The following is a 23918-nucleotide window of genomic DNA, read 5'->3' on the forward strand; positions in this document are numbered from 1 at the left end:
CCTTTATACTTCCTTCTTTTAACCTATTGAACCTTTTTGATTCCATAAGATGCTCATAATTTTAATCTACCAAGAAAATAATCCATTAAGCATTTTATGATGCATTAGATTTGGTATTATTCAATGATAATTTGAGTACATTTGCATACCATATGGATTTTTTATGTTTCATGGAAAGTATTTTGATACATGCATTCGCATCTTTCTCTAATTTTAAATGGTGAAAAATTTCTGCACATCTAAAATATGCTTCTGCTGTAAAGTTGCTAGTATTATACTTTTTGATAATCTCACCATAATATTTCAATGCAACTAAATGATTACCTTTTTTAGAGTACATTAAACCAGTAGCAAGACTATCGTAAGCTAATATATCTGTACATCTTTGGCGAATCTGATTATATTTCTTTGGGTTTTTATCTGATAGGTTTATAATCAAATTTAAATTTTTATTTTCTCTCTCAGGTCTTTGTAGTAGAGCGTAATATGATTTGATTAGTATTTCATCTACATCATCATTACTGTACTGTAGATCTAATTCTTTCAATAATTCAGCAGTTTCAATAGCTTTTATATATATTTTTCCTAAGAAAAATGACTTTGATGCAAGGAATAAAACTTGCTTGATTCGTGGGGATGCTGGATATAAATCTTCAATTTCCATTAATATTTTAGCAGATTCATTATATCGTGATTTTTTGAATAAAGTATTAGCTTTGTCCCATAATTCATTTTCAGTTTTAGATATAATGGAGAACATGAATAAGCAAATAAATATAAGTTTCATAATTTACTTTTAACATATCTGCTTCAAAAAGCATACTTTTTTAATTTGTATTAGGGGTATATATATGTGTTTGGTTGAGTTCTAATATGATTTTTATTCATCATTTGTTGATTCTACTGATTTTGCATTTTGTCCATTGGCTAGGCAGCTTAATGTATCCTTATTTAACCAGCTGAAGTACGATAATACGCTTTGTCTTCCCAATAATAATGTTGGCTGTGATTCATATTCAAGGTGTAATTTGAGTTGGAATTTTATATTGAATGGGATATAGGAATTAATCAGGAATTCAATATCAGATCTCAATGGTTTATTAGGGAGTAGCTTTGTATATAGTTCTTTGGATTTTGTATTAATAATAATTTTGATTCCATGCTTTGCATTCCAGAATTTCTTTCCTAAAAATTTTGACCCTAAATTAGGCTTTGTACAGTTGGATGATAGGATGGTTTGATCTGAATGGTGGATTTTCATCCACTTACCTATAAATTGTTCACATTTAACTTTAGTATCTTCTAAAAATGATTCTAAAATACGCACTAAGTTACTTGGGCTCTTTTGTGACCAAAATAAAATAGGTAGAGCAGTGCAAATATTACGCATAGTTTTATTTGTATTATGTAGCTCTCCTAATCCAATTGAATTGATTACTTTTCCTGTTATTGTTTTATAGAACTTCTGATTCTGTAATGAAAATATGGATTTTTTCTGTATATTAAAGGTGTTTTGTATGATTTTATTATTAAAAATATCAAGAAAATCTTGTAATGCATAATCATTATTTCTTTTCCTATCCATCATCATGTTAATATAGTAAATAGGCAATGAACCTTGGATTCCCAATAAACTAATTCCATTTATGCATACTTTATTAACATCATTTTGTTGATCAACACTAATAACATCACTAGGGCTAATACTAAGACTTATATTTCCTGTATACTTGAATGGTTTGTTGATTTTGCTTGCAAGGTACATAAATTGATGCAATGAAAACTTCCATGGTTGTTGGTATAATTTATTGTTCAATTTACTACTTAAAGCATTATTTGGCTTATTATGATTGTTTTTACTATTTGATTTGCTGTCATTTATTAGATAATCGATATTCATTGAGACAGGCTAACTTTCTTCCAAGCTTGTTTCTCATACTCTTTATAAACTGTGATATCAACTAGGTTATTAAATGGAGCGGCTTGTAATAAAATATTGCTTAATAGCATTGATAGCAAGAAAATCTCTGCAGTATAATCATCGAATGTTATATCAAATATGATCTTAGGAATGGAAGAAGTTGGTGAGTGTTTTGCTCTTCCAATAGATTCAGTATAATCAATTTTTACAATAGATTTCCCATGATGCTTTATATCTTTTCGCACACTATATATTGCAAGCATTTTTTGTAATGTTTGAATATTGTTATTATTGATTGATAAGTCTATATGATTTAAAGATAAATTGGAAATGATTGACCACTGTGCTTTACCTTCATGGCTTAGTTGGACGCTTTTAGTTGGTTGTATGATGTTCTTACAATATACTCCATCAATTTTATTGACCTGAAATATATTATTTACTTTAATATGTTCAGCTTCATTCCTGTTTGTGCATAATAAGTTTGCATATATGGTAGAGGAATCTATGGAGATATTCTTCATGTTTTCATCAATAAATGCAACAAATACATCTGATCCTCCATGTAAAGAAGATTTACGATAATGGTACCAAGATCTGTTTGTATGGTTATAGTTATGGAATCCAAAATACTGGTTATAATTAATTTTATTATCTGGTTGTGTATTATCATATTGGAATATATTTTTCACAGTATGTATTTCAAATGATTCTTCATTTTTATGTGGAATTAGTTTATATGATTCAGTTTCATGGTTCACGATCAATGGTTCAGAGTTTTTAGTAAATAAATTAATCGCAGGTGCACAGTTAGTGGCAAGAATATGGTTATTTAAATGAATTATACTTGGGTTTGCTTTTTTACTTAATGGAATTAAAAGCTGTACATTTCCTTCTGGCATGATAAAATCGTTAAATTTCATATTTAAGAATAAGAATTTTTCTGGGAATGAGCTGTATTCTAATAAATTTCTATGTATATCATTACAATATTTTGGTATATCAAACAATGAATCATCTTGATCAAATCCCTTAGGATATATATATCCAATTGGTTCTTTTTGTAATAATTTATGTTTATAATCTGCGATGAAAATAGGGGTAGGAGATTCAGCCTCATACGCTAATATATTTTCATATAAATAAAAAGCAGAGAATGCATCTGAGTTAATAAATACATTTACATCTTTATTTGGTTGAAGGTTTTCTACATTTACTCCAAGCATAAAAGTATGTTTTACTGGTAAATCTGTTTGATCTTCTTTGATATAATGTGTTTTATGTATTTTTAGATCGCTTAAATTTAATTGAGATGTTATAGAAAAAGTACACGCCTGATTTTGCGAATTCTTAGTTTTGATTTGAGTGTTTTTAGGAATAGTAATGCTTTCTTTTTGTGAAATATTTTTCATTTTATGAAATTGCACTATTGTACAAGAAGGAATTGGTGCAGTGAATTGAGGATATAGTGCAGTGAGTAAATGGTTGCTAATATCTGATATTTGATCATCAATTTGATATTGTAATCTTGCATCAAAGAATGCAAACGCTTCAAGCATTCTTTTTACATGAGGGTCAGAAATTTTATTGGCAGAAAAATTTAATTCTTTTGCAATGGCAGGGTATTTATGAGCGAATTGCTCTCCCTCTTTAAGCAGATAATTCATTGAATTCCTGAAATATGGAAATAACTTATTTAAATCAGGGTTATCACGATTCATGTGCAAATTAAATGACATTATGATTAATAATTGATGAATTTTTTGATATAAAATTGACCTAAAATAGGAAGTTAGAATTGCAATATGTATGATTCATTAATATGGTAATAATTTGTGATATGGTCACAATATGCGTAGTTGGCAATGGCAGTATAAAGAAATTAAATGTAGGTAGCATGATAGTTAAGGTGGATAGTGTAGATAATTATGCTTCATAGGTATATAATTTGCTTCTATGAATATTATTTATCCAAAGAATAAGTATGCTGTAGCATTTCCGGGACAAGGTGCTCAGAAGCAAAATATGGGGATGGATTTACTTGATCACTGTAAAGAAATTTTCACATTATCAGAGAAAGTATATCCTGATTTCAAATCTATTTTACAAAAATCAGATTCTGAATTGAGTAGCACAATATATTCTCAACCAGCATTATACACAGTATCAGCAGCAATATGGTCTGTAATGAATGATATTACAAATCCAGCATATTTAGCTGGTCATTCTGTTGGTGAATATGTTGCATGTTATGCATCTGGGTGTTTTAGTTTTGAAGATGGATTGAGATTAATAAAGCTTAGATCTGAGTTGATGTCAAAATGTTCAGGTACAATGTTTGCATGTATTGGTAGCTTTGATGATGTAGAGAAATTTGTAACGCATATTTCTGCAAACCTAGGATTTGTATGTGAAATTGCTAATTATAATCATGATTCTCAGGTTGTTATTAGTTGTGATGAGAAGGCTGTAGAAAGCATTAATAATGATTATAGAGATTTTGGGATTAAACGATGCATTCAGTTAAAAGTTAGCGGTGGTTTCCATTCCTCATTAGTATCCAATGTAAAAGATCAGTTAGCAGATGAAATTAGTAAAATAAGCTTTAGTACACCTAGAATTCCGATCATTTCTAACAAAACAGGAGTTGCAACATCAGATCCTCAAGAAGTAAAAAGTAATTTGATTGATCATGTTGTTAGTGGAGTAAAGTGGAAAAATACTATGGATTATATGAAGAATCATAATGTGGATATGTTGATTGAAATGGGGCCAGGTAATGTTTTGTCTAAGTTGGCTGAAAAATCTGATATAAAGTCGGTGACTATAAGAAATATAGATGATATAATGAGCATGAAAAAGGAGTTCATTAATGTTTGATTTTTCAGGTAGAACAGTATTAATTACAGGAGCAACTGGTGGAATTGGGTCTGTTATAGCTAAAGAGTTTATTGATAAAGGTGCTAAAGTTTTTGTGACTGGCATGGAAGATTCTAAGCTTTTGGAATTAAAAGATGAGCTTGGAGCAGGGTGTGCAGGTTATTGTAAGGCTAATCTTTTAGATGATGATGATTTGAAAAATTTATATGATTCAGCTATTAAGGCTATGGGTAAGGTTGATATCTTAGTTAATTCTGCTGGTATCACTAGAGATAAATTGTTTATGAGAGTTACTGATGAAGATTGGAATTTGCATATGAATGTTAATTTGAACTCAGTGTGGAAATTGACAAAGATAGTGTTGATGGGCATGATGAAAAACCGTTATGGTAGAGTGATTAATTTATCATCTATTGTTGGTTGTATGGGTAATGCTGGTCAGGTTGCTTATTCAACAAGTAAGGCTGCTATGTTAGGAATGACAAAAACACTAGCTAAAGAAGTAGCATCAAGAAATATTACAGTGAACGCAATTGCTCCTGGATTCATTGAAACTCCGATGACAAAAGATTTATTAGATAAAAACCCAGAAATGTTTAATAATATTCCTGCTGGTAAAGCTGGGACACCTAAGGATGTTGCTGCTGGAGCGTTATATTTAGCAAGTGAAAATTCTGGTTATGTTACAGGGACAACATTGCATATTAACGGTGGAATGTTGATGTGTTAAAACGAGATCAGACTCGATTTTGGAAAGTACAAGCTGTTTATCAATTTTTGATGTTAGATGATAGATTATTGGTAAAGAAGAATTTTATCAATATGGTTGATGATTCAGGTGATCAAGAAAAGTTTTTTACAGATTTTGATAAGATAGTTGATTCAGCTTATAAATTGAAGTGGAAGTTCGAGCAAAGCTTATATGGGAAATGGAAATGGCAAAATCTGAATTGTTTGGTGCAAGCGATTTTCTTGTCAGCTGCTTATGAATTGAGTATTGATAGCAGGAAAAAACAGATTATTAGTGAATATATCGGGCTTGCAAAAATATTTGGAGAAGATGAATCTGCTAATTTTATACATGCAAATCTTGATCAATTGGATTTGAATAATCTAGATGCAGATTATAAAAAAATCGCAGATAAAGAAAAAGAAGAGGAAGAGCGTTACAGAGCAGAAGAAGCATATTATCGAATGCAAGAAAAAGAAGCAGAAGAACGTTATAAAGAAGAGGAAGCTCGTTATAAATTGCGAGAAAAAGAGGCAGAAGAGCGTTACAGAGCAGAAGAGGCATATTATAGAATGCAAGAAAAAGAAGCAGAAGAACGCTATAAAGAAGAGGAAGCTCGTTATAAACTAGAAAATCCTTCTGATGAAAATGCTGATAATCCAAATAAAAATAATGAAAATGATGATGAAGAAAAAATCTATGATATAGATGATAATGATGGTAACTCTGATCATTTAGATAGAGATGATAGAAATTATGATAATTATCATTCAGACAGAGATGATAGAGATCGTAATTATCATAATGAAAATGGTAGGTACTATAGATCAAATAGAAATGATGACAGCTTTTATCGATCAAATAGAAATCATGATAACTATCGAGATGGTAATCGTGACCTAAATCAAAATAATGAGAGTCGCTATAATAATGATAATTCTTATAGTTCAGATAAAGATAATAATTATGATGATAGTAACTCCTCAGAATAGCAAAGCTATTATGTATGAACAATAAACATTAGAAAAGATAAATTTTGAATATTAAAAATTCATTTGAATATTGTTCTACATAATTTAATTACAATATTTACATTAAGCAGTTTTGTCTCAAATTACATGATCAACACAATCATTACCTATTCTAATAGGTTTGAAAAGTGCTAATACATCATCCTATATGAGATTATCATGAACAGGTTTGAAAAGTTTATGTTTTTTGCTTGTGAAAAAATATGATCATGCCATTCTAAAAAATAGTTACGCATATTTATTAATAAATCATGGAATAGGGTTGATCAATATGTTGAAATAGCAACTATGATTTTATATATTATTATTTATTAATCAAAATTTGTGGATATTTTCTAATATGTTTTTCTAGTTTGTAATGTATGATGAACTCTTGAATGTTTTCTGCAGTTGTACCATAATGCAATTCAGCAATATTTGGTAATTCTAGTTCATATCGTAGTTCTGCTAATTTTCTGGATAAGATTGCTTGATCATAATATTCTATGAATTTATCTCTTCTTGATTTTGGAGTCAATTTATCCTTATTTAACAGTATGTTTTCGATGGTTTGGAATGAATTTATCCAGTTTGATGCTGTCTTGGGCCCTACACTTGGCACCCCTGGAATACAGTCACTTGCATCTCCAATTAATCCAAATAAATCTGGAATTTGTTTAGGTAACACACCAATTTTTTCTTGCACATCATGTTCATGCATAATCATTAACTTAAATGGGTCAATAAAAAAAATATTATTTCCAACTAGTTGCATTAAATCTTTATCACAAGAACAAATATATACATTTGAGCAATCGCTACTATATTTAGTAGCAATCGATGCAATCCAATCATCAGCTTCACATTTTTGCCCCTTAAAAGTACTAATGCCCAACATCTCGCACGCTTTGAATATCATATCAAACTGTGGAATTAGATTCTCAGGAGTAGGTTGCCTATGAGATTTATATAATGAATACATTTCATGTCTCCATGTTGGTTTCCCACTATCTAAAGCTACCACACAGTATTTAGGATTGAAATTCTCGATTATCTTGAAAATAGTTTTGGTAAATCCTACAGCACCACCTATTGGCAATCCATCTATATTATATAAATTCTGCATTGCAAAGAAATTCCGGAATAATATACTAAATCCATCTATAACTATTAGTGTCATACTGCCTTTTTCCTAAAATCTGCAAATTGTTCAAAGTATGCTTTTGCTTTATATATTAAATATTTTATACCTAAATTATCATCTAAGAAGGTATTTGTAAAAATGCTTTCAATTGTGATACTTATCGCTAGTAAATTATCTAAATCACATTTCTGTTGCAATAAGTCACTTAGTTCACATTTTGCACTATTAGTATGACTGATATTGCCAATATTAGCATGATCTATATTTTTAACATTAGTATAATCAAGCCCTAATAACCTATTATATGTTTCTACTATTTTGTTTAATTCATTGAAGTTGCTTATTTGTTCTAATTTATCTTTTGCAATTAATATATTACGTTCTTTTGATACAAATTTTGCTATATCTCCATATTTTTTACCTAATACATATTCACATCTTTTCTGAAAATATTTATCAAATCCAGATAAATCTAAATGTATGTTTTGCTCTTTAAAACATTCATTTACATAATTGACATATTGGTTTAGATCAATTGAGATTCCACATTCCTGTAATTTAAACATTATATCGATAATCTCAAGACATTTACGTCTAATTGCGAGTGGATCAGACGAACCTGTTGGGATTATATCTTTGCCTATAAACGCAACCACACTATCCAAATTATATAGGAGGGTCAAATATAAAGAATGTACGTCATCAATATTTTTTTTATATTGTGAGAGGATAGCTTTACAAGCAACATCATTTATATTGTTTTGTTTAGCATAAAAATAAGATAGTAATCCTTGTAAATCAGACATTTCATCAATAGTTTGCATGCATAAATCTATTTGAAGAAATTTGATTGCTATTATTAATTGTGCATCATTATAGAATTTTTGTGCTACTTTAGTGATTCGTTCGATTTTTTGATATAAAGTTCCTAACCCTTTATAGAATAGTGTTTGTTCTAATTTAGATAAATAATAAGTAACATCATTTTGCATATCTCTTGTGTAGAAAAAATACGCATCATTGAACTTTGCATGTAATGTACGTTTTGTTTGCTCAATTAAAAGATTTGAGTTTTGCAATTTGTGTTCAGAAAATATTAATAAGTCAGTTAATAAATCTCCATCGAAAACTCCGATATGTTGTTGTTCATTCAGTATAGATTGCTTGATTTCTTTTGGAACATTAAATTTATCGTCTACTTTGGTATGATATACATTAATTGCCTCAATTTGAGAATTGATATTAATGAGTTTTGCATTTGATATTTGACTTGCTTTGTCTTTTAATTGCATATTTATTACATTTTGTAAAATACTAAATTTTTCTGTTAAATGAGTATTACGTTTTGCTAATTTATCATTATATTCTGCAAAATTATTAGCTGTAAATTCTTCATGCTTTATTAAATCATAAATAAAATTGGATGAAGTGGATAATTCTAAACTTTCTATATTCCATAGTAGGGGACTTCCATTGAAGACTGACACAATTCTTCTGATTGGCCTGATCCAACCTAACTTTCTACCCCAAAACATGATCTTGTTCCATTTCATTTTTTGTATACATGATATGCATATTTGTGAAATCAAACTATCAATTTGCTGAGCAGCATGCTCATTTTTTATATAATAAAAGCCATTTTCTATGTAAGTATCACTGATAATTTTATTATGTTTTTGTAAAAACTTATCTAGAATCTCTTGTTTAATGTTAGATCTAGGTCCTCTGATAATTTCTGTATCTTTTTGAATTTCATTAGGCAAGTTATCAATCACAGTAATTAAGCGTGTGTTTGTAATGTATATATGCAAAGAATCAGGATTGATTTTATATTGCTGTAACTCTTCTTTGATAACTATAGTCCACTTTTCCAAGCTACTCTTTTTGATATCATGTGGAATATTCTCATGCATAATTTCAAATAAAAGTTGATTTCCAATGGTAGGGTGCTGATTTTCAGGTAGAGGTTGGTTCATTTTATACTCTTTTCATTATTTGTGTTGTTTGATTCTATGGATGCATTGGTTGGTTTTATATCTATTTTTGGATTAACGCTTATGTTTTCATTAGGGCTGTTTAAATTTATATTTTCGTTTGAATTAGCCATCCTAACGCATTGTTGTCCGATATTTCTTAATTTATTCAACTCATCTACTCTTTGAGTAGGGCTAAAAGCTTGCCTTGCTTCTAATGTATTAAACGCATGGCTTGCTTTGAGAAATTCTTCATATGCTGGATATTGTAAATTAGAATTTATTAGATTTTGAGATTCGCTTAAATGTAAGTTAAATAGTTGATGTAAGTGTGTAATATCATAATTTAAATTAGATGCTGTACTAAATTCTAAATCATCAATATCCTCATATTTAACTCCATCTTGCCATATAATATCTCTCCAATTATCTACGTTCTGAAGGCTCATTGCTATGCGCTCTAATCCATAAGTTAATTCGATTACTTGGCTTTTAAGAGGAGTTCCACCTATTTGTTGGAAATAAGTGAATTGAGATATTTCACTATTGTTAGCCCAAACTTCACTGCCCACACCAAATGCTCCAAGGCTAGGGCTTTGCCAATTACCAGCAATAAACTTAATTTCATGTATATCAAAATCAAATCCGATTTTTAATAAACTATCCAAATAAATATCTTGAATATTCTCAGGGATAGGATTAATAGTTACCTGAAACTGATGATGCTTGTATAATCTGTTTGTACTGTTTGGCCTGCTATCCTGAGGTCTCCTGCAAGGTTGCATATACGCTAATTTATGATTTTTATGCGCATTTAAGATGAAATGGGGATGCATTGTAGCTGCGCCTACTGGCATATCTGCTGGATTCACTACTTTGCACCCAAATTGACGCCAATATTTCTCTAACTTTTGTATTATTTCTAAAAATGTGATCATTTAGTATCCCTTGCATTTTGTTGATTTTGAACTGAATTTTCAATTTTGGTGTTTTGAATTACTTGCTCTACTTTAGTTTGAATATAATCGTGATTAAATTCTTTAGCAATGTTTATTTTGATTTGTAATAGTTTTTTGATTCGCGTGTCTTGTACCAAATTGATTAATGTATCTGATATGTGAAATGCTCTTGCTTCAATTGCCGCATAGCATTGAATATATATGGAGCTTTGATGATTTGGGAATTTTTTGATTAACATTTGGATTTTTTCTAGTTTATGGCTACTTAATGCTGTAAGCCTATGGTAGTAATCTAGAGCCAGGTCAAATGAAGCATGATAATTCCATATTTTCTCAATAGCTGCTATGGATTTTTCATTATGCGCTGTGAACATTTGAATATATTTTTGTCCAATAATTATATTATTAGGATATGTATTAAATGCCTTTTCTAAATCTTTCTCATTTTCTCCTGCATTAAACTTTTCTAATAATAAAATAGCATGCTTAGATTCAAAGTATTCTTTTTGTATAATATTTTGCTTATAAAGGTTATTTAATAAAATTTCATATTCATAAAATTCAGCATTTTTGAGATAGCATGTGAATAAATTATCGTAAATCCACTGACGGTTTGAGATTTTGTTTTGTAAATATTTAAGATGATTTTGAGCTTTACCATAGTTCTTTATGCTTAAATATTGGCAAGCAAAGAAGATTGATGAGAAAATTAACCCTTCGGTATATTTGTCAAGTTGTTTCGCAGATTGCAAGTTGGGGTTATGCATAAATAAAACAAGATGATGCATAATATTTGATTTATTATAATGATTAATATTCACATTGCTATATTGGTAGTGCGCGTTACAATTAACAGTATGATTATGAGCAATATCAATTATCTTAAGATTTTTACATATTTGCTTTGCAGATTCTATAATTAATTTCTGATTCACATGCTTCTCATATTTATTACGCCTATATTGTATGAATTTATTATAATATCGTTTGAAATGGTTAGATATATTGTAGAAATATAGTAATATAAATATCGCAATTGCAGCATATAGAAGAAGTATAGATAACTGACCACTATAACAGATATCTCCAATTTTCAATTGAAAAGGAACAATATCAGATATTTTCATAATGATTGCAACAGATATTATATATATAATCTTACTTATCATATTTCACCTCAAATTTCTTATACGCTTCAACCCATAATGACGCTTTATTAATCCATTTTTTTGCAGATTGTGAAAATGTATTTTGATCGAGAGATTGCAATTGTTCTAACCCTAATATAAATCCATGAATAGAGCTATTGATCGAATGATTAATCCTACGTATTTGAGTTGTGCGTTTTGAATTTGCAAAGCTTAATATGCAAAAATTACATATCCATTTCATATAGGATGACTTATCTTTTTCATCAATGATTATGGAGAAAAATGGGAAATCATGTCGTAGATTTGCCAAATTAATGTTTTGACGATTTATCAAATTAATATCATGAACATCTGAATCATAATCAGTAATTGATTTGAAAAATAATATATGTAAATCTTGCGAAATGTTTTTCCCTACTATGTTAGCTGTCATTAGTAAGGCTAAAAGTGTTTTCATAAACAAATTATAGTATCTATAAATTATCAAAGGAAGAGCATATAAGATTTACTTGAGGTGTGTTTTATGGTTCAATTTATTAAGGAGAAATTAATTTATGAATAGATTGTTAATGCCTCGTTCTACAGCGCTATGGTTGCTGAAAAATACTGCTCTATCATTAAAGCAAATATCAGGGTTTTGTTCTATATCTGTATTAGATTTAGATGCAATGAAAAAGGGATTTTCAGATACATCTTTACAAGAAAGTGATCCAGTTGAAAGAGGGCAGCTCTTGCAAGAAGAAATAGATTTGTGTGAACAAGATTCAGATAGATCTTTATTGCTAAATATAGTTGTGGATGTACAAAATAAAATTGGGAAAATTCCGTATGGATTAAAAAAATATTTGCCAAAATGTGTGGTCTGGATGCACCAGAATCGTGAAGAACTAACTAATAAAAATATAGCTAAATTTTTTGGAATGAAAGAAAAAGAAGTACGAGAAACTATAGAAAATATTACAAAACATTCAGATTCTACAAACCCAGTGCTTATGGGAATTTGTTCACAAGAATACATGGATAGCTTTATAAAAAATGCTATAGAACAAAATGAGAATGATGTGAAGAAAGGCAAGAAGAAATCAAGTGTATAATTTGCCATTTTTAATTCTAATGTTTGGAATTGGCTCGATTCCTTTTGGTAGAATTTGGTCACGTATTCTGGGTAATCATAACATTAGGGAGCACGGATCTGGAAATATAGGAACAAGCAACGCATGGAGAGTGAATGGCATGTTGGTTGGATTATTAACTGCTGTTTGTGATGTAGGAAAAGGCTTTACATGCTTTTTTATGCTAGATAATATGATGTTATTTGGTGCCTGGGTTGTATTAGGTCATATGTATGCTCCGTGGTCTGGTGGCAAAGGTGTTGCTCCATTTTTTGGGGTATGTTTAGCAGTGTTCCACTTATATGCATTGATTCCAATGTTGATTTGGGGATTGTTAGTATGCATTAAAACAAAACCTACAAATGCTAGCTATATTGCATTATTAATCATGACAATCATTGCATCTTTCTATGAATCACAGATTTTTATGTTAACTATATTATTAAGTGTATCAATCGTACATAAGCATTTAATTGCAAATTTAATCAAGAGAGATATATGAATACATTTTGCTTTGCATTGGGTTTGCAAACTAACTTTGATAAGGAAAATTTTGAGTAAGCAAAGATGAACATAAAGCAGCAAATGAGTATAGAAGAAAAAATTGATTTTCTAAGAGTTATTCGAACTAAAAACATTGGGCCTATTAGTTTTTTACACCTTTTGCATACTTATAAGACTATTGATCGTGTTATCCAGTACCTTGAAACAAAGATGCATGTTTGTTCAAAAAACACAGCTATTGCTGAGATAAAAAAGATTAATGATTATGGAGCGCAGTTAGTTGCTTTTTCTGACCCAGAGTATCCAAGTTTATTGCGTAATATGAGAGATTACCCTCCAATCATCTGTGTGAAAGGAAATTTAGATCTATTAAGCAGTAAAAAATTATTTTCTATTGCAGGATCTAGAGCATGCTCTTTACAGAGCCAAGTGATCACAAAAAAAATAGCATTAGAAATGGGTGAGCAAGGGTATAAGATAGTTTCAGGGTTAGCTAGAGGAATTGATACAATTGCACATCAGAATAGCATTAATACTGGTACAATTGCTGTGTTAGCTAATGGAATAGACCATATATATCCTTCGGAAAATAAAAATCTGTATGACAAGATTGCTGATCAGGGACTTTTGTTGTCAGAGGTGGCTTTTGGAACCAGGCCATCATCTCATTTGTTCCCCAATAGAAATAGAATTATAGCTGGGATGAGTTTAGGAGTATTGGTTGTTGAGGCTGGGTTAAAATCTGGATCTTTGATTACAGCTCAATGTGCTGTAGATAATGGAAGAGAAGTTTTCGCAATTCCAGGTTGCCCTTTAGATCCTAGGTCTAGAGGTACAAATAAATTGATTAAGCAAGGAGCTATATTAGTAGAGTTTTCTTATGATATTTTGAATTCGTTTGCTAGCTTTTCTCTAAAAGAACCTAAAAGCGAATATATCCCAGATATAAAGCAAAACACTCTTGAAGAGGGTTTGATTGATCAGCAATTAGAAGAAAAAGATGATAAATTAGTTGGCGCAAAAGATCAAATATTAAAAATGATTGGGTTTTTCCCGATATCAATAGAATTATTAATAAACAAAATGAATTTGCCAGTACGTATTGTAAAGTCTTTATTAGTGCAATTAGAGATAGAAGGGCATATTCAACATTTATGGGGGAATAAAGTTGCTCTGAAGGATAAAAACCAAACAAAAGATTTTCAATGAATTTAGGGAAAACAAGCAAAGTCAATTCAGTGAAATTAAAGATTTATTGAAAAATACAGATTATGTGAAATAATTTGATAGAATTGTGGTAAAGCAAATTGTATGATTCTTATAAAAGTCATTGCTTAATATTCTTTTATGAGGTATTTAATCTTTTATGAAATTAATTGTGGTAGAGTCTCCTACAAAAGCAAAAGCGTTGAATTCTTATTTGAAAAATGAAGATGTAGGATATAAGGTATTGGCTAGTTATGGTCATGTTAGATCCCTTACAAAAACCAAAGGATCTGTTGATGTTGATAATGATTTTAGTATGAGTTGGGAAAATATTACAAAGTCCTCAAAAGCTGTTAAAGAAATTATTGCACAAGCAAAAAATAGTGATGAAGTGATTCTAGCAACTGACCCTGATCGAGAAGGAGAAGCTATTTCTTGGCATTTAGTTCAAATTTTCGAAAAAGCTAAAGTGAAAACTAAGTTGTCTAGAATGACATTTCACTCCATTACACCTAAGTCAATTAAAGAGGCATTGAATAGTTTAAAAGAAATTGACCAAAAATTAGTTGATGCATATATGGCAAGGTTAGGTTTGGATTATTTAGTTGGATTTAATTTATCACCAGTTTTATGGAGAAAATTGCCAGGAAGTAAATCAGCAGGTAGAGTTCAATCAGCAGCGTTGAGAATTATTACAGATCGTGAATACGAAATTCAAAGTTTTGTTCCTGAAGATTATTGGACATTACATGCAAAGTTCAAACAAAACAAATATGAATGCACAACTGATTTATTTGAATGGAACAATAAAAAAGTAGAAAAATTCATGTGGGATAGCAAGTCAGTTGTAGAAGCCAAAAATGAATTATTAGGAAATTCATACAAAGTTACGGAATTTGAATTTAAAGACCAAGTTAGAAGGCCGTACGCACCTCTGATAACATCTACTTTACAGCAGGAAGCAGCTAGTAGATTGGGATGGAAGCCTATTTTTACAATGAAAATCGCTCAAAAATTATATGAAGGTATTAAGTTAGGTAGTGGAATAGTTGGTTTGATTACATATATGAGAACTGACTCTGTTAATGTATCTCAGCAAGGGATTAAAGAATGTAGAGATATGATTCAATCTCAATTTGGCAAACAATATCTTCCTGATAGTCCGCATTTCTATAAATCTAGAGTGAGAAATGCGCAAGAAGCTCATGAAGCAATAAGGCCAACTAATTTTAATCACTCACCAAATAGTATTAAAGAATATTTAGATGATGAGAGTTTTAAATTATATGACTTAATATGGAAGCGAGCTGTGTCTTCTCAAATGGCTTCTGCAATTTATGAGGCATGCAACATGTTTATCAAAGGTGAAAAAGGTACATGGAAGGCGCATGGAGTTAAGAGTAAATTTGATGGATTCCAGAAATTATATAATGTTGATAAATTAGAAAATACTGATATCTGGAGCTTTTCTGAAGGAGACGTAAAGTGCCTTGAGGTTGAAGATGAGAAACATGCAACTAAGCCTCCATCTAGATTTACAGAAACTTCTCTGATTAAATATTTGGAAGAAAAAGGAATTGGTAGGCCAAGTACTTATGCTGGTGTGATGTATGTATTAGATAAAAGGGGATATATATTTCAGAATAAAAAGAGTGTAATTCCCTCTAATTTAGGTTGGGTTGTATCTGCATTTCTGAAAAATCATTTTTCACTATATGTGCAAGATGAATTTACATCTGAAATGGAAAATAAACTTGATTTGGTATCAAAAGGTGAGAAAGACTGGAAAGAATTGTTAGAAGATTTCTGGAAAGATTTTCAAGCCAAAGTAAATGAAGCGTATAATTTAGATGTGAAAGATATTTTGAAAGAAATATCTAATACATATCAACAGCATTTCTTTAAGCAAGATAAAGTTCCAAAATGTCCAAAATGTGATGGTATGCAAGAATTAAGAATTAGCAAAGGCAATGGATTTTTATGCTGCTCTAATTATCCAGCTTGTAATTGGAACAAATCAATTGATAGTGAGTTAGATCAAAATGTTATTTTAGGTACCGATCCAAATTCTGGAGATGAAGTGTTAATAAAGCATGGGCCATATGGGTATTATTTACAGTGGGGTGCTGCAGAAGTAAAGGCTAGGGTATTATTGCCAGCAATGTTTGCTCCACCACATAACATTACAATTGAAGAGGCTATAAAAATTAGAAATTTGCCTATTATTGTTGGAAGACATCCTGATAATGGGGAAGATATTAAAGTAGGAATAGGGCGTTTTGGACCATGGATTTTATATAAAAACACATATGTTTCGTTAAAGAAAAGCCCATTTGATGTGACATTAGAAGAGTGCTTGGATATTTTAAATGTTACGAGAAATCAAAAAAAGATAGAAAAAAAGAATTCAGAGAAAAAAGATAAATAAAAAAACTAAATAGTTAAATAAGAATGATAAATAAATATCATAATAAAAAATGTTAAGCAGCCAAACAAAAACACTTTAGATGAGAAATACTTGGTTACGAGAAAAAATTACGTAAAAACACAAGTAGTGATGTATGTATATACTGTGGATTATGGTGATTTATTCCAATTTGATGAAATTTATATTAGAATAGTGGTTATGTCATTGAAATTTAATAAAGATGCTGTTGAATATTTAGCAAAACTTTTAAAGGAAACTGGATTAAAGGAAGTCAAATATCAAGATGGAGATATATGTATAGAGTTTAAGCAAAATAGCTCTGCTGATATACAATATGCTGTTCCACAGAATGTGATGCAACAGGGGAATATGCCTCATAATATTCCACAAAGCAATGTTATTTCACAACCTGATTCACAACCTGGAATTGTGGGTGGAAAAGATTCCACAAGTTCTGATGGATATGAATCTATTAAATCTCCTATAGTTGGCACATTATATATTTCACCGAAGCCTGGTGTTGCACCATTTATTCAAAAAGGTTCAAAAATAAAGGAAGGAGATGTGTTGTTTATTATTGAAGCTATGAAGGTTATGAATGAAGTTACAGCCACTTCCTCAGGAACTATCGAGGAAATTCTTGTGCAAGATGGATCTCCTATAGAGTTTGATCAAATTTTGGCAAAGGTATCATGATTAAGAAGGTTCTAATTGCTAATAGAGGTGAAATTGCACTTCGTATTATAAGAGCATGTAAGTCACTAGATATTAAATCAGTAGCAATATATTCTACAGCAGATAAAGATTCTATGCATGTAAAAATGGCGGACGAGAGTATCTGTGTTGGCCCAGCTAGTGCTAATGATAGTTATAAAAATATCAAATCTATTATTGCTGCAGTTGAATTATCTAATGCTGATGCTATTCATCCAGGTTACGGGTTCTTATCCGAAAATGCAGATTTTGCACATATTGTTGAAGAGCATGGAATTAAATTGATTGGCCCATCTTCGAAACATATTAATCAACTTGGCGATAAGATACAAAGTAAATTGATAATGCAAAAATATGGGATCCAAACAATTCCTGGTTCAGGTAGTCTGGCGAATGCGGATGAAGGATTAGAATATGCAAAGAAAATCAACTTTCCTGTAGTTATCAAAGCATCAAATGGTGGTGGTGGAAAAGGTATCAGGATTGTACATAAAGAATCTGATTTTATGAATGAATTTACAGCAGTTGAGCAAGAAGCAAGTGCGGTATTTGGTGATGGAGATATTTACGTAGAGAAATACTTTGAACGTCCTAGGCATGTAGAATTTCAAGTGTTATCAGATGGAAAGAATGCGGTACATTTATTTGAAAGAGAATGTTCACTGCAAAGAAGAAGACAAAAAGTATTAGAAGAGGCCCCTTCAAATGTTTTGACAGATGAGCAACGCTCTGAATGGGGAAATAAAATTGCTAAAATGATTGCTGCAATTGGGTATGAAGGGGTTGGAACTCTGGAATTTTTGTACCAAGATGATCAGTTGTATTTTATGGAAATGAATACTCGTCTTCAGGTAGAACATACAGTCACAGAAGAGATCACGGGAATTGATTTGGTTCAGCAGCAAATCAAGGTTGCATCTGGTATTCCATTAGCATTTAAGCAAGATGATATTAAAATCAAAGGACATGCTATTCAATGTAGAGTTACAGCTGAGGATCCAGAAACTTTCATGCCGCACCCAGGAGTTGTAGAAAGTCATATTCCTCCTTTGGGACCATATGTTAGAGTTGATACCATGCTTTATAGTGGGTATAAAATTCAGCCTTATTATGATAGCTTGATTTCTAAATTAATTGTAAAAGGTGGTGATAGGGAGATGTGTTTGAGAAATTTGAGACATGCCTTAAAAGAATATGTGATAGTAGGCCCTAAAACTACATTGCCACTATTTAGTAGATTAGTTGAAAATGAAGATGTTCAAAATGCTAACTTTACAATTAATTGGCTAGAGAATTGGCTAGCTAAAAAGTAAATTCACTTACAATATTAAATGATAATGTAAGAGTGTTTTATCTATTAAACAATTTATGCAGTTACGAGCAGTAGATATATAATAATCAATGTATGTTGGGATATTTAGTGCGCATTGAGGTATTTTATTAATTATCAACAAGTATTTAAAATATTTAATAAGTATTAACAAGTAGTGGTTAAGATAGAGCAATATGAAGTGTGTGAAATTTTTACTTAAATCTATATGTGTGATAAGTACTATACTGCCTAAAAGTATACTATGTACAAAAAAATTCACTATCTCATTTTCAAACCCTGTAGAATCAGTTCTGATTGCGCATGTAACACAGAAACACATAATGCAGATTTCAGAAAAATTGTATAATAGAAGTATTAGCGATATGAAATTGGATGATTCATTTGATGGCTCATTGCGGCAATCTTTCATAGAGTACATGTCTCGTGTGGGTATAAGTGAGATATTTTATAATTTTAAAGTTGTAAGGAATATTCGTGATCATGATGGATATAGTTATGATATTACATATCAACAAGCATATAGCAGAAAAGAATTAAAAAAAGTTAATACATCATTGAATGCTCAAACAAGTTCTGTATTATTAAGCAATGTTAACGATGTATTTTTAAGCAATATTGCTTTAGTACAGCTTAATAAACTAAATAAATACGTGAAAAAAGCATATGAATCATTTGGTAAAGAGTTTAATAATTTTGAAAAGTGGATGAAAAAACATAAAAGTAATGTTGTTGATACGATGATATTAGATTTGTTTTCAAGAATGAAACATTATACGAATAAAGGTTGTGAATATTTTGCAGTAAATGCGAAACAGTTTATAAATGTAGGAAGTGAATTAAAACATTTATTTGCAAATCTAAAAATGCAGAATAGAAGTTTTTATGAACCTCCTTATCAGCTATGTTGTGCTTTAGTCAATTTTGATAACGTGTTTGCAAATTACAATTATTATACTAATGTTACAATGCAGTTTTTCAATCAAATATATCAAAAGCAACATATATAAGTAGATGAAATCAGAGCATATTAATAAAATATAGGAAAATAAGTATAGAAATAAGAGTGATTATTTGTAAAAAAACATACTATCTATTCTGCTAACATAATCCAAATATATTTTCAATATAGCATCTAATTTGTTTTAATATTATGATTTTTATTAATAGAGGTGATATGAAATTTAAAAGATGCTTTACTAAATCTAGTCCTTATGAAGGTATTAATTTTGTAAAAAGAAGTAGTAAAATTATAGGTTTAGATGGTGAAATAATTAAGTCATTTGAATCTATATTGGTTCCAGAGAATTTGTCACAAACTTCAATTGATATATTGGCACAGAAATATGCTAGAAAAGCAGGAATTCCTAGATTTACTAAAAGAGTATTTGAGCAAAATGTTCCAGAATGGTTACAGAAATCTGTTCCAGATATTGATAAGTTAGCTAATCTTCAAGAAGCAGAAAGATATTCTGTAGAAGATGATGCAAGAAAAATATTTAGTAGACTTGCAGGTGCTTGGACGTATTGGGGTTGGAAGTATAATTATTTCAATTCTTCAGAAGATGCAAAAGTATTTTATGATGAAATGTGTAATATGTTAGCATCACAAAAAGCTGCACCTAACTCTCCACAATGGTTTAATACTGGCTTGAACTGGGCATATGGAATTGAAGGGGAACCACAAGGTCATTATTTTGTAGATCATGATACACTGGAAATTTGTCAATCATCATCTGCATATGAAAGGCCTCAACCTCATGCATGCTTTATTCAGTCAGTGAAGGATGATTTATTACAAGAGGGTGGAATTATAGACTTGCTTGCCAGAGAGACTCGTGTGTTTAAATATGGGTCTGGAAGTGGAACAAATTATTCTACATTACGTGGGAAAAGTGAAAGTCTTTCATCTGGTGGAATTTCATCTGGTTTACTAAGTTTTTTGACTGTGTTTGATGCTAATGCTGGTGCTATTAAATCTGGTGGTACAACACGTAGATCAGCAAAAATGGATATTGTAGATATTAATCATCCGGATATTGAAGAATATATAAAGTGGAAAACAAAAGAAGAAGATAAAGTTGTTTTCTTATGTGTTGGTTCAAAAATCATAAGCAATACTATTAAAAATGTAAAAGATGCATGCAATTCATGGACTGGTAAGGCAGAGCATAAGTATAATCCAGAATTTAATGATGCATTAGGTAATGTTTTATGTGAAGCTGAAGAACAAAGTGTTCCATATGGATATTTAAATAGAATTTTGAAATTACTTGCACAAGGTGTGAAAGATGTAGATTGCCAAACCTTGACTGCAGAATTTGAATCTGAGGCATATGCATCTGTATCTGGTCAGAATTCTAATAACTCTGTACGTGTTGGAAATGATTTCATGACTAAAGTTGCAAATAAAAATGGTGATATAGAGTTAACATTTAGAACAACAGGTGAAGTGGCTAAAAAAATATCTGCAGAAAAACTATGGCATGAAGTTAGTAAGTCTGCATGGCTATGTGCTGATCCAGGAATTCAATATGATACAACAATTAATGATTGGCATACATGTAAAAATAGCGGAAGAATTAATGCATCAAACCCATGTTCAGAATATATGTTCCTAGATGATACTGCATGTAATTTAGCATCGATTAATTTATTGAAATTTTATAATCATAACGCAGGAAAATGGACTTTTGAAGAAGATAAGTTTGCTCATGCCGTACAACTTTGGACAACAGTATTGGAAATTTCTATTGCCATGGCACAGTTTCCATCAAAATTGATTGCACAGCGTTCGTTTGATTTTAGGACATTAGGATTAGGATATGCTAACTTAGGTGCATTATTAATGCAAAGTGGTATTCCTTATGATAGTGAAGAAGGTAGAGCACTATCTGCATATATTACAGCATTAATGCATGGAGAAGCATATAATACATCATCAAAGCTTGCTAAAGATTTAGGTGCATTTAATAAATTTGATGAAAATCGTGAATGCATGTTAGAGGTGGTTAAAAATCATAAATCAGCAGTGTTTGGCGAAAAATGCTCAAATATTGGTGTAAATCCTATAGCATTGAATTGGGATAAATGCCCGATAAAATCAAAATCCAGAATGCAGAAGTTGTGGGATGAAGTTATAGTAAATGGTGAGAAATACGGGTATAGAAATGCTCAAGTTACATTGTTAGCACCAACAGGGACAATTGGTCTGTTTATGGATTGTGATACATTAGGTATTGAACCAGATTTCTCATTAGTGAAGCATAAAAAGCTTTCTGGTGGTGGATATTTCAAAATTATCAATAATTCGATCAAACCTGCTTTGGAATCATTAGGGTATAACAAAAAACAAGTTGAAAGTATTATCAATTATGTGATTGGTCATGGTCATATTGAAAATTCACCTGGGCTAAATAATGAAGTGTTGAGACAGGCAGGATTTTCTGATGAAGTTTTGGATAAAATTGCTGCAGCATTAAAAAACTCATTTGATGTTGATTCTGCTTTTTCTAGTTGGGTTATTGGGGAAGAAATATTCACTAAATTTGATGCTAAGGACGTAAATGAATTATTTGAGAAATTAAATATATCTAAGCAAGATAGGGCATTGGCTAGTGAATTTGCATGTGGAACTGGATCTATTACAAAAGCTCCATATATTAAAGAGGAGCACTTAGCAGTATTTGATTGTGCTACACATGGTGAAAGATTTATTGCCACAGATGGTCATATCAAGATGGTTGCATCTGTACAGCCATTTTTATCTGGTGCAGTTTCTAAAACTATCAATATGCCTGAAAATGCATCAATTGAAGAATGTGGAAATTCATATATGCTAGCTTGGGAGTTAGGGACAAAAGCAATTGCATTGTATAGAGATGGATCTAAATTAGCACAAGCACTGAACTTAACTGGACAATCTGCAACTTATAAAAAGCAGAAAAAAGCAGAGTCTCAAAATGAGGAGATACGATACAAAAAAGATGATCATGGTCTTGTTAGAGGTCAAAAAGAATCGTTGCCAAAGAAGCGTAAGGGTTATACTCAAAAAGTTACAATTGGTGGGTATACTTTCTATCATACAACTGGTGAGAATGAAAATTGCGATGTGCGTGAAGTGTTCACATCTGGAATGGGTACAGAGGGTGCATCATTCAGAAGCTTGATGAATTGTTTAGCAAAATCTATTTCAATTGGTTTGCAGCATGGAGTTCCATTAGAACAATACGTTGATGCTTTTGCCTTTACAAAGTTTGAACCTTATGGGCCAATTAAAGGGCATGATAGAATTAAGTATGCAACTTCGATTGTAGATTACTTGGTTCGTGATTTAGGTATTACGTATCGAAATATGGATAGCTTAGCACATGTAGAAGCTGAGGAAAGCGAAAAAAATGAGGATCCCAAAACTGATAAGGATCTGAAGAAAACTTTAGGATATACAGGAGATATGTGCAGCAATTGTAAGGAATTTACAATGCGCAGAGTAGGCACTTGCTTGCAATGTGAGAGTTGTGGCAGCACCAGTGGGTGCTCATAGCCAACAACTCCTGCAGGTGAAATGAAACTTGTAAAAGCGTAGGTAGCACGAGCGGATGCTCGTGAGCGCAACTTAGGCAATCAGTGCATGGCAATGCACTGCATTGTAAAAGTGCGGTAGCACGAGCGGATGCTCGTAATGGAGCAGATTAAGCAAGTGAATAAAATGAAACTTGTAAAAGCGGAAGCTTCTGCAAGTGAATAAAATGAAACTTGTAAAAGCAAAATAAGCAAAAGCTTAAGCAATCAGCGTTATCATACGCTGTATTATAATAATATGCGATGTTGAAATGGTGGTTTTAACACTCACGGTG

The 23918-nt window shown here is 30.9% G+C and carries 19 protein-coding genes; 11 read left to right on the top strand and 8 right to left on the bottom strand.

All coding sequences use genetic code 11. The features are described 5' to 3' along the window. Positions 1 to 94 precede the first annotated feature (94 nt). From FZC34_RS00805 to tssF, 3 genes are all read right to left on the bottom strand, one after another. Positions 95 to 787, bottom strand: a complete 693-nt coding sequence (locus FZC34_RS00805) for an outer membrane protein assembly factor BamD (protein WP_148971573.1) — start codon at positions 785 to 787, stop codon at positions 95 to 97. Between the two features lie 93 nt (positions 788 to 880). Then, positions 881 to 1900 carry a type VI secretion system baseplate subunit TssG gene (locus tag FZC34_RS00810; RefSeq protein WP_148971574.1) on the bottom strand — a complete coding sequence of 340 codons (1020 nt, stop codon included), beginning with the start codon at positions 1898 to 1900 and terminating at the stop codon, positions 881 to 883. Beyond that, positions 1897 to 3642, bottom strand: coding sequence for a type VI secretion system baseplate subunit TssF (tssF, locus tag FZC34_RS00815; protein ID WP_187440056.1), 1746 nt, complete (start codon positions 3640 to 3642; stop codon positions 1897 to 1899). The genes FZC34_RS00810 and tssF overlap by 4 nt, the downstream gene beginning before the upstream one ends. 235 nt (positions 3643 to 3877) lie before the next feature. Between tssF and FZC34_RS00820 the strand changes: the two genes are divergently transcribed. The 3 genes from FZC34_RS00820 to FZC34_RS00830 are packed head-to-tail and all read left to right on the top strand — an operon-like array spanning position 3878 to position 6523. Beyond that, complete coding sequence (locus FZC34_RS00820; protein ID WP_148971576.1) at positions 3878 to 4801, top strand: ACP S-malonyltransferase; 924 nt, start codon at positions 3878 to 3880, stop codon at positions 4799 to 4801. After that, positions 4794 to 5531, top strand: a complete 738-nt coding sequence (gene fabG / locus FZC34_RS00825) for a 3-oxoacyl-ACP reductase FabG (RefSeq protein ID WP_148971577.1) — start codon at positions 4794 to 4796, stop codon at positions 5529 to 5531. The genes FZC34_RS00820 and fabG overlap by 8 nt, the downstream gene beginning before the upstream one ends. After that, positions 5525 to 6523 (top strand): transcription antitermination factor NusB, encoded by a 999-nt coding sequence (locus FZC34_RS00830; RefSeq protein ID WP_148971578.1) that lies wholly within the window; start codon positions 5525 to 5527, stop codon positions 6521 to 6523. The genes fabG and FZC34_RS00830 overlap by 7 nt, the downstream gene beginning before the upstream one ends. Positions 6524 to 6866: 343 nt before the next feature. On the opposite strand, the gene FZC34_RS00835 is transcribed toward FZC34_RS00830, so the two are convergent. Genes FZC34_RS00835 through FZC34_RS00855 form a run of 5 tightly spaced genes read right to left on the bottom strand, consistent with a single transcriptional unit; the run spans position 6867 to position 12225 of the window. Then, positions 6867 to 7721 (bottom strand): 5'-3' exonuclease, encoded by an 855-nt coding sequence (locus FZC34_RS00835; RefSeq protein WP_148971579.1) that lies wholly within the window; start codon positions 7719 to 7721, stop codon positions 6867 to 6869. After that, on the bottom strand, positions 7718 to 9661 hold the full coding sequence (locus FZC34_RS00840; protein WP_148971580.1) for a glycine--tRNA ligase subunit beta: 1944 nt from the start codon (positions 9659 to 9661) through the stop codon (positions 7718 to 7720). The genes FZC34_RS00835 and FZC34_RS00840 overlap by 4 nt, the downstream gene beginning before the upstream one ends. After that, a complete protein-coding gene (locus FZC34_RS00845) occupies positions 9658 to 10596 on the bottom strand; it encodes a glycine--tRNA ligase subunit alpha (protein ID WP_148971581.1) in 939 nt (312 codons plus the stop codon). The genes FZC34_RS00840 and FZC34_RS00845 overlap by 4 nt, the downstream gene beginning before the upstream one ends. Then, positions 10593 to 11786 (bottom strand): hypothetical protein, encoded by a 1194-nt coding sequence (locus tag FZC34_RS00850; RefSeq protein WP_148971582.1) that lies wholly within the window; start codon positions 11784 to 11786, stop codon positions 10593 to 10595. The genes FZC34_RS00845 and FZC34_RS00850 overlap by 4 nt, the downstream gene beginning before the upstream one ends. Then, positions 11776 to 12225 (bottom strand): hypothetical protein, encoded by a 450-nt coding sequence (locus FZC34_RS00855; RefSeq protein WP_148971583.1) that lies wholly within the window; start codon positions 12223 to 12225, stop codon positions 11776 to 11778. The genes FZC34_RS00850 and FZC34_RS00855 overlap by 11 nt, the downstream gene beginning before the upstream one ends. 97 nt (positions 12226 to 12322) lie before the next feature. Here FZC34_RS00855 and FZC34_RS00860 point away from each other — a divergent pair, with 97 nt between their 5' ends. The 8 genes from FZC34_RS00860 to FZC34_RS00895 all read left to right on the top strand — a co-directional run bounded on the left by FZC34_RS00860 (position 12323) and on the right by FZC34_RS00895 (position 23605). Further along, entirely contained in the window at positions 12323 to 12862 is a 540-nt protein-coding gene (locus FZC34_RS00860; protein WP_148971584.1) for a cell cycle transcriptional regulator TrcR, read from the top strand. Further along, complete coding sequence (locus FZC34_RS00865; RefSeq protein WP_148971585.1) at positions 12855 to 13382, top strand: glycerol-3-phosphate acyltransferase; 528 nt, start codon at positions 12855 to 12857, stop codon at positions 13380 to 13382. Before FZC34_RS00860 ends, FZC34_RS00865 begins: the two co-directional genes overlap by 8 nt. Before the next feature lie 65 nt (positions 13383 to 13447). Beyond that, on the top strand, positions 13448 to 14593 hold the full coding sequence (dprA, locus tag FZC34_RS00870; protein ID WP_148971586.1) for a DNA-processing protein DprA: 1146 nt from the start codon (positions 13448 to 13450) through the stop codon (positions 14591 to 14593). Positions 14594 to 14750: 157 nt separating this feature from the next. After that, positions 14751 to 17018 (top strand): type I DNA topoisomerase, encoded by a 2268-nt coding sequence (gene topA, locus FZC34_RS00875; RefSeq protein ID WP_148971587.1) that lies wholly within the window; start codon positions 14751 to 14753, stop codon positions 17016 to 17018. A gap of 198 nt (positions 17019 to 17216) precedes the next feature. After that, positions 17217 to 17714, top strand: coding sequence for an acetyl-CoA carboxylase biotin carboxyl carrier protein (locus tag FZC34_RS00880; protein WP_187440057.1), 498 nt, complete (start codon positions 17217 to 17219; stop codon positions 17712 to 17714). Then, on the top strand, positions 17711 to 19045 hold the full coding sequence (locus FZC34_RS00885) for an acetyl-CoA carboxylase biotin carboxylase subunit (protein ID WP_148971589.1): 1335 nt from the start codon (positions 17711 to 17713) through the stop codon (positions 19043 to 19045). Before FZC34_RS00880 ends, FZC34_RS00885 begins: the two co-directional genes overlap by 4 nt. Before the next feature lie 193 nt (positions 19046 to 19238). Then, positions 19239 to 20072: a hypothetical protein gene (locus FZC34_RS00890; protein WP_187440058.1), complete on the top strand. Its 834-nt coding sequence runs from the start codon at positions 19239 to 19241 to the stop codon at positions 20070 to 20072. A 167-nt stretch (positions 20073 to 20239) separates the two neighbouring features. Next, the gene (locus tag FZC34_RS00895; protein ID WP_148971591.1) at positions 20240 to 23605 is read left to right on the top strand and encodes an adenosylcobalamin-dependent ribonucleoside-diphosphate reductase; all 3366 of its coding nucleotides are present in this window, start codon (positions 20240 to 20242) and stop codon (positions 23603 to 23605) included. Positions 23606 to 23918 lie beyond the last annotated feature (313 nt).

It is taken from the genome of Candidatus Cytomitobacter primus (assembly GCF_008189405.1).
In the GTDB taxonomy this organism is placed as follows: domain Bacteria; phylum Pseudomonadota; class Alphaproteobacteria; order CAJXXZ01; family 1604HC; genus Cytomitobacter; species Cytomitobacter primus.

What these genes read in the sequence shown, in the direction of transcription:
- FZC34_RS00805 (WP_148971573.1), bottom strand. Translation starts at nt 787, where the DNA reads ATGAAACTTATATTTATTTGCTTATTCATGTTCTCCATTATATCTAAA.
- FZC34_RS00810 (WP_148971574.1), bottom strand. Translation starts at nt 1,900, where the DNA reads ATGAATATCGATTATCTAATAAATGACAGCAAATCAAATAGTAAAAAC.
- tssF (WP_187440056.1), bottom strand. Translation starts at nt 3,642, where the DNA reads ATGAATCGTGATAACCCTGATTTAAATAAGTTATTTCCATATTTCAGG.
- FZC34_RS00820 (WP_148971576.1), top strand. Translation starts at nt 3,878, where the DNA reads ATGAATATTATTTATCCAAAGAATAAGTATGCTGTAGCATTTCCGGGA.
- fabG (WP_148971577.1), top strand. Translation starts at nt 4,794, where the DNA reads ATGTTTGATTTTTCAGGTAGAACAGTATTAATTACAGGAGCAACTGGT.
- FZC34_RS00835 (WP_148971579.1), bottom strand. Translation starts at nt 7,721, where the DNA reads ATGACACTAATAGTTATAGATGGATTTAGTATATTATTCCGGAATTTC.
- FZC34_RS00840 (WP_148971580.1), bottom strand. Translation starts at nt 9,661, where the DNA reads ATGAACCAACCTCTACCTGAAAATCAGCACCCTACCATTGGAAATCAA.
- FZC34_RS00845 (WP_148971581.1), bottom strand. Translation starts at nt 10,596, where the DNA reads ATGATCACATTTTTAGAAATAATACAAAAGTTAGAGAAATATTGGCGT.
- FZC34_RS00850 (WP_148971582.1), bottom strand. Translation starts at nt 11,786, where the DNA reads ATGATAAGTAAGATTATATATATAATATCTGTTGCAATCATTATGAAA.
- FZC34_RS00855 (WP_148971583.1), bottom strand. Translation starts at nt 12,225, where the DNA reads ATGAAAACACTTTTAGCCTTACTAATGACAGCTAACATAGTAGGGAAA.
- FZC34_RS00860 (WP_148971584.1), top strand. Translation starts at nt 12,323, where the DNA reads ATGAATAGATTGTTAATGCCTCGTTCTACAGCGCTATGGTTGCTGAAA.
- dprA (WP_148971586.1), top strand. Translation starts at nt 13,448, where the DNA reads ATGAACATAAAGCAGCAAATGAGTATAGAAGAAAAAATTGATTTTCTA.
- topA (WP_148971587.1), top strand. Translation starts at nt 14,751, where the DNA reads ATGAAATTAATTGTGGTAGAGTCTCCTACAAAAGCAAAAGCGTTGAAT.
- FZC34_RS00880 (WP_187440057.1), top strand. Translation starts at nt 17,217, where the DNA reads ATGTCATTGAAATTTAATAAAGATGCTGTTGAATATTTAGCAAAACTT.
- FZC34_RS00885 (WP_148971589.1), top strand. Translation starts at nt 17,711, where the DNA reads ATGATTAAGAAGGTTCTAATTGCTAATAGAGGTGAAATTGCACTTCGT.
- FZC34_RS00890 (WP_187440058.1), top strand. Translation starts at nt 19,239, where the DNA reads ATGAAGTGTGTGAAATTTTTACTTAAATCTATATGTGTGATAAGTACT.
- FZC34_RS00895 (WP_148971591.1), top strand. Translation starts at nt 20,240, where the DNA reads ATGAAATTTAAAAGATGCTTTACTAAATCTAGTCCTTATGAAGGTATT.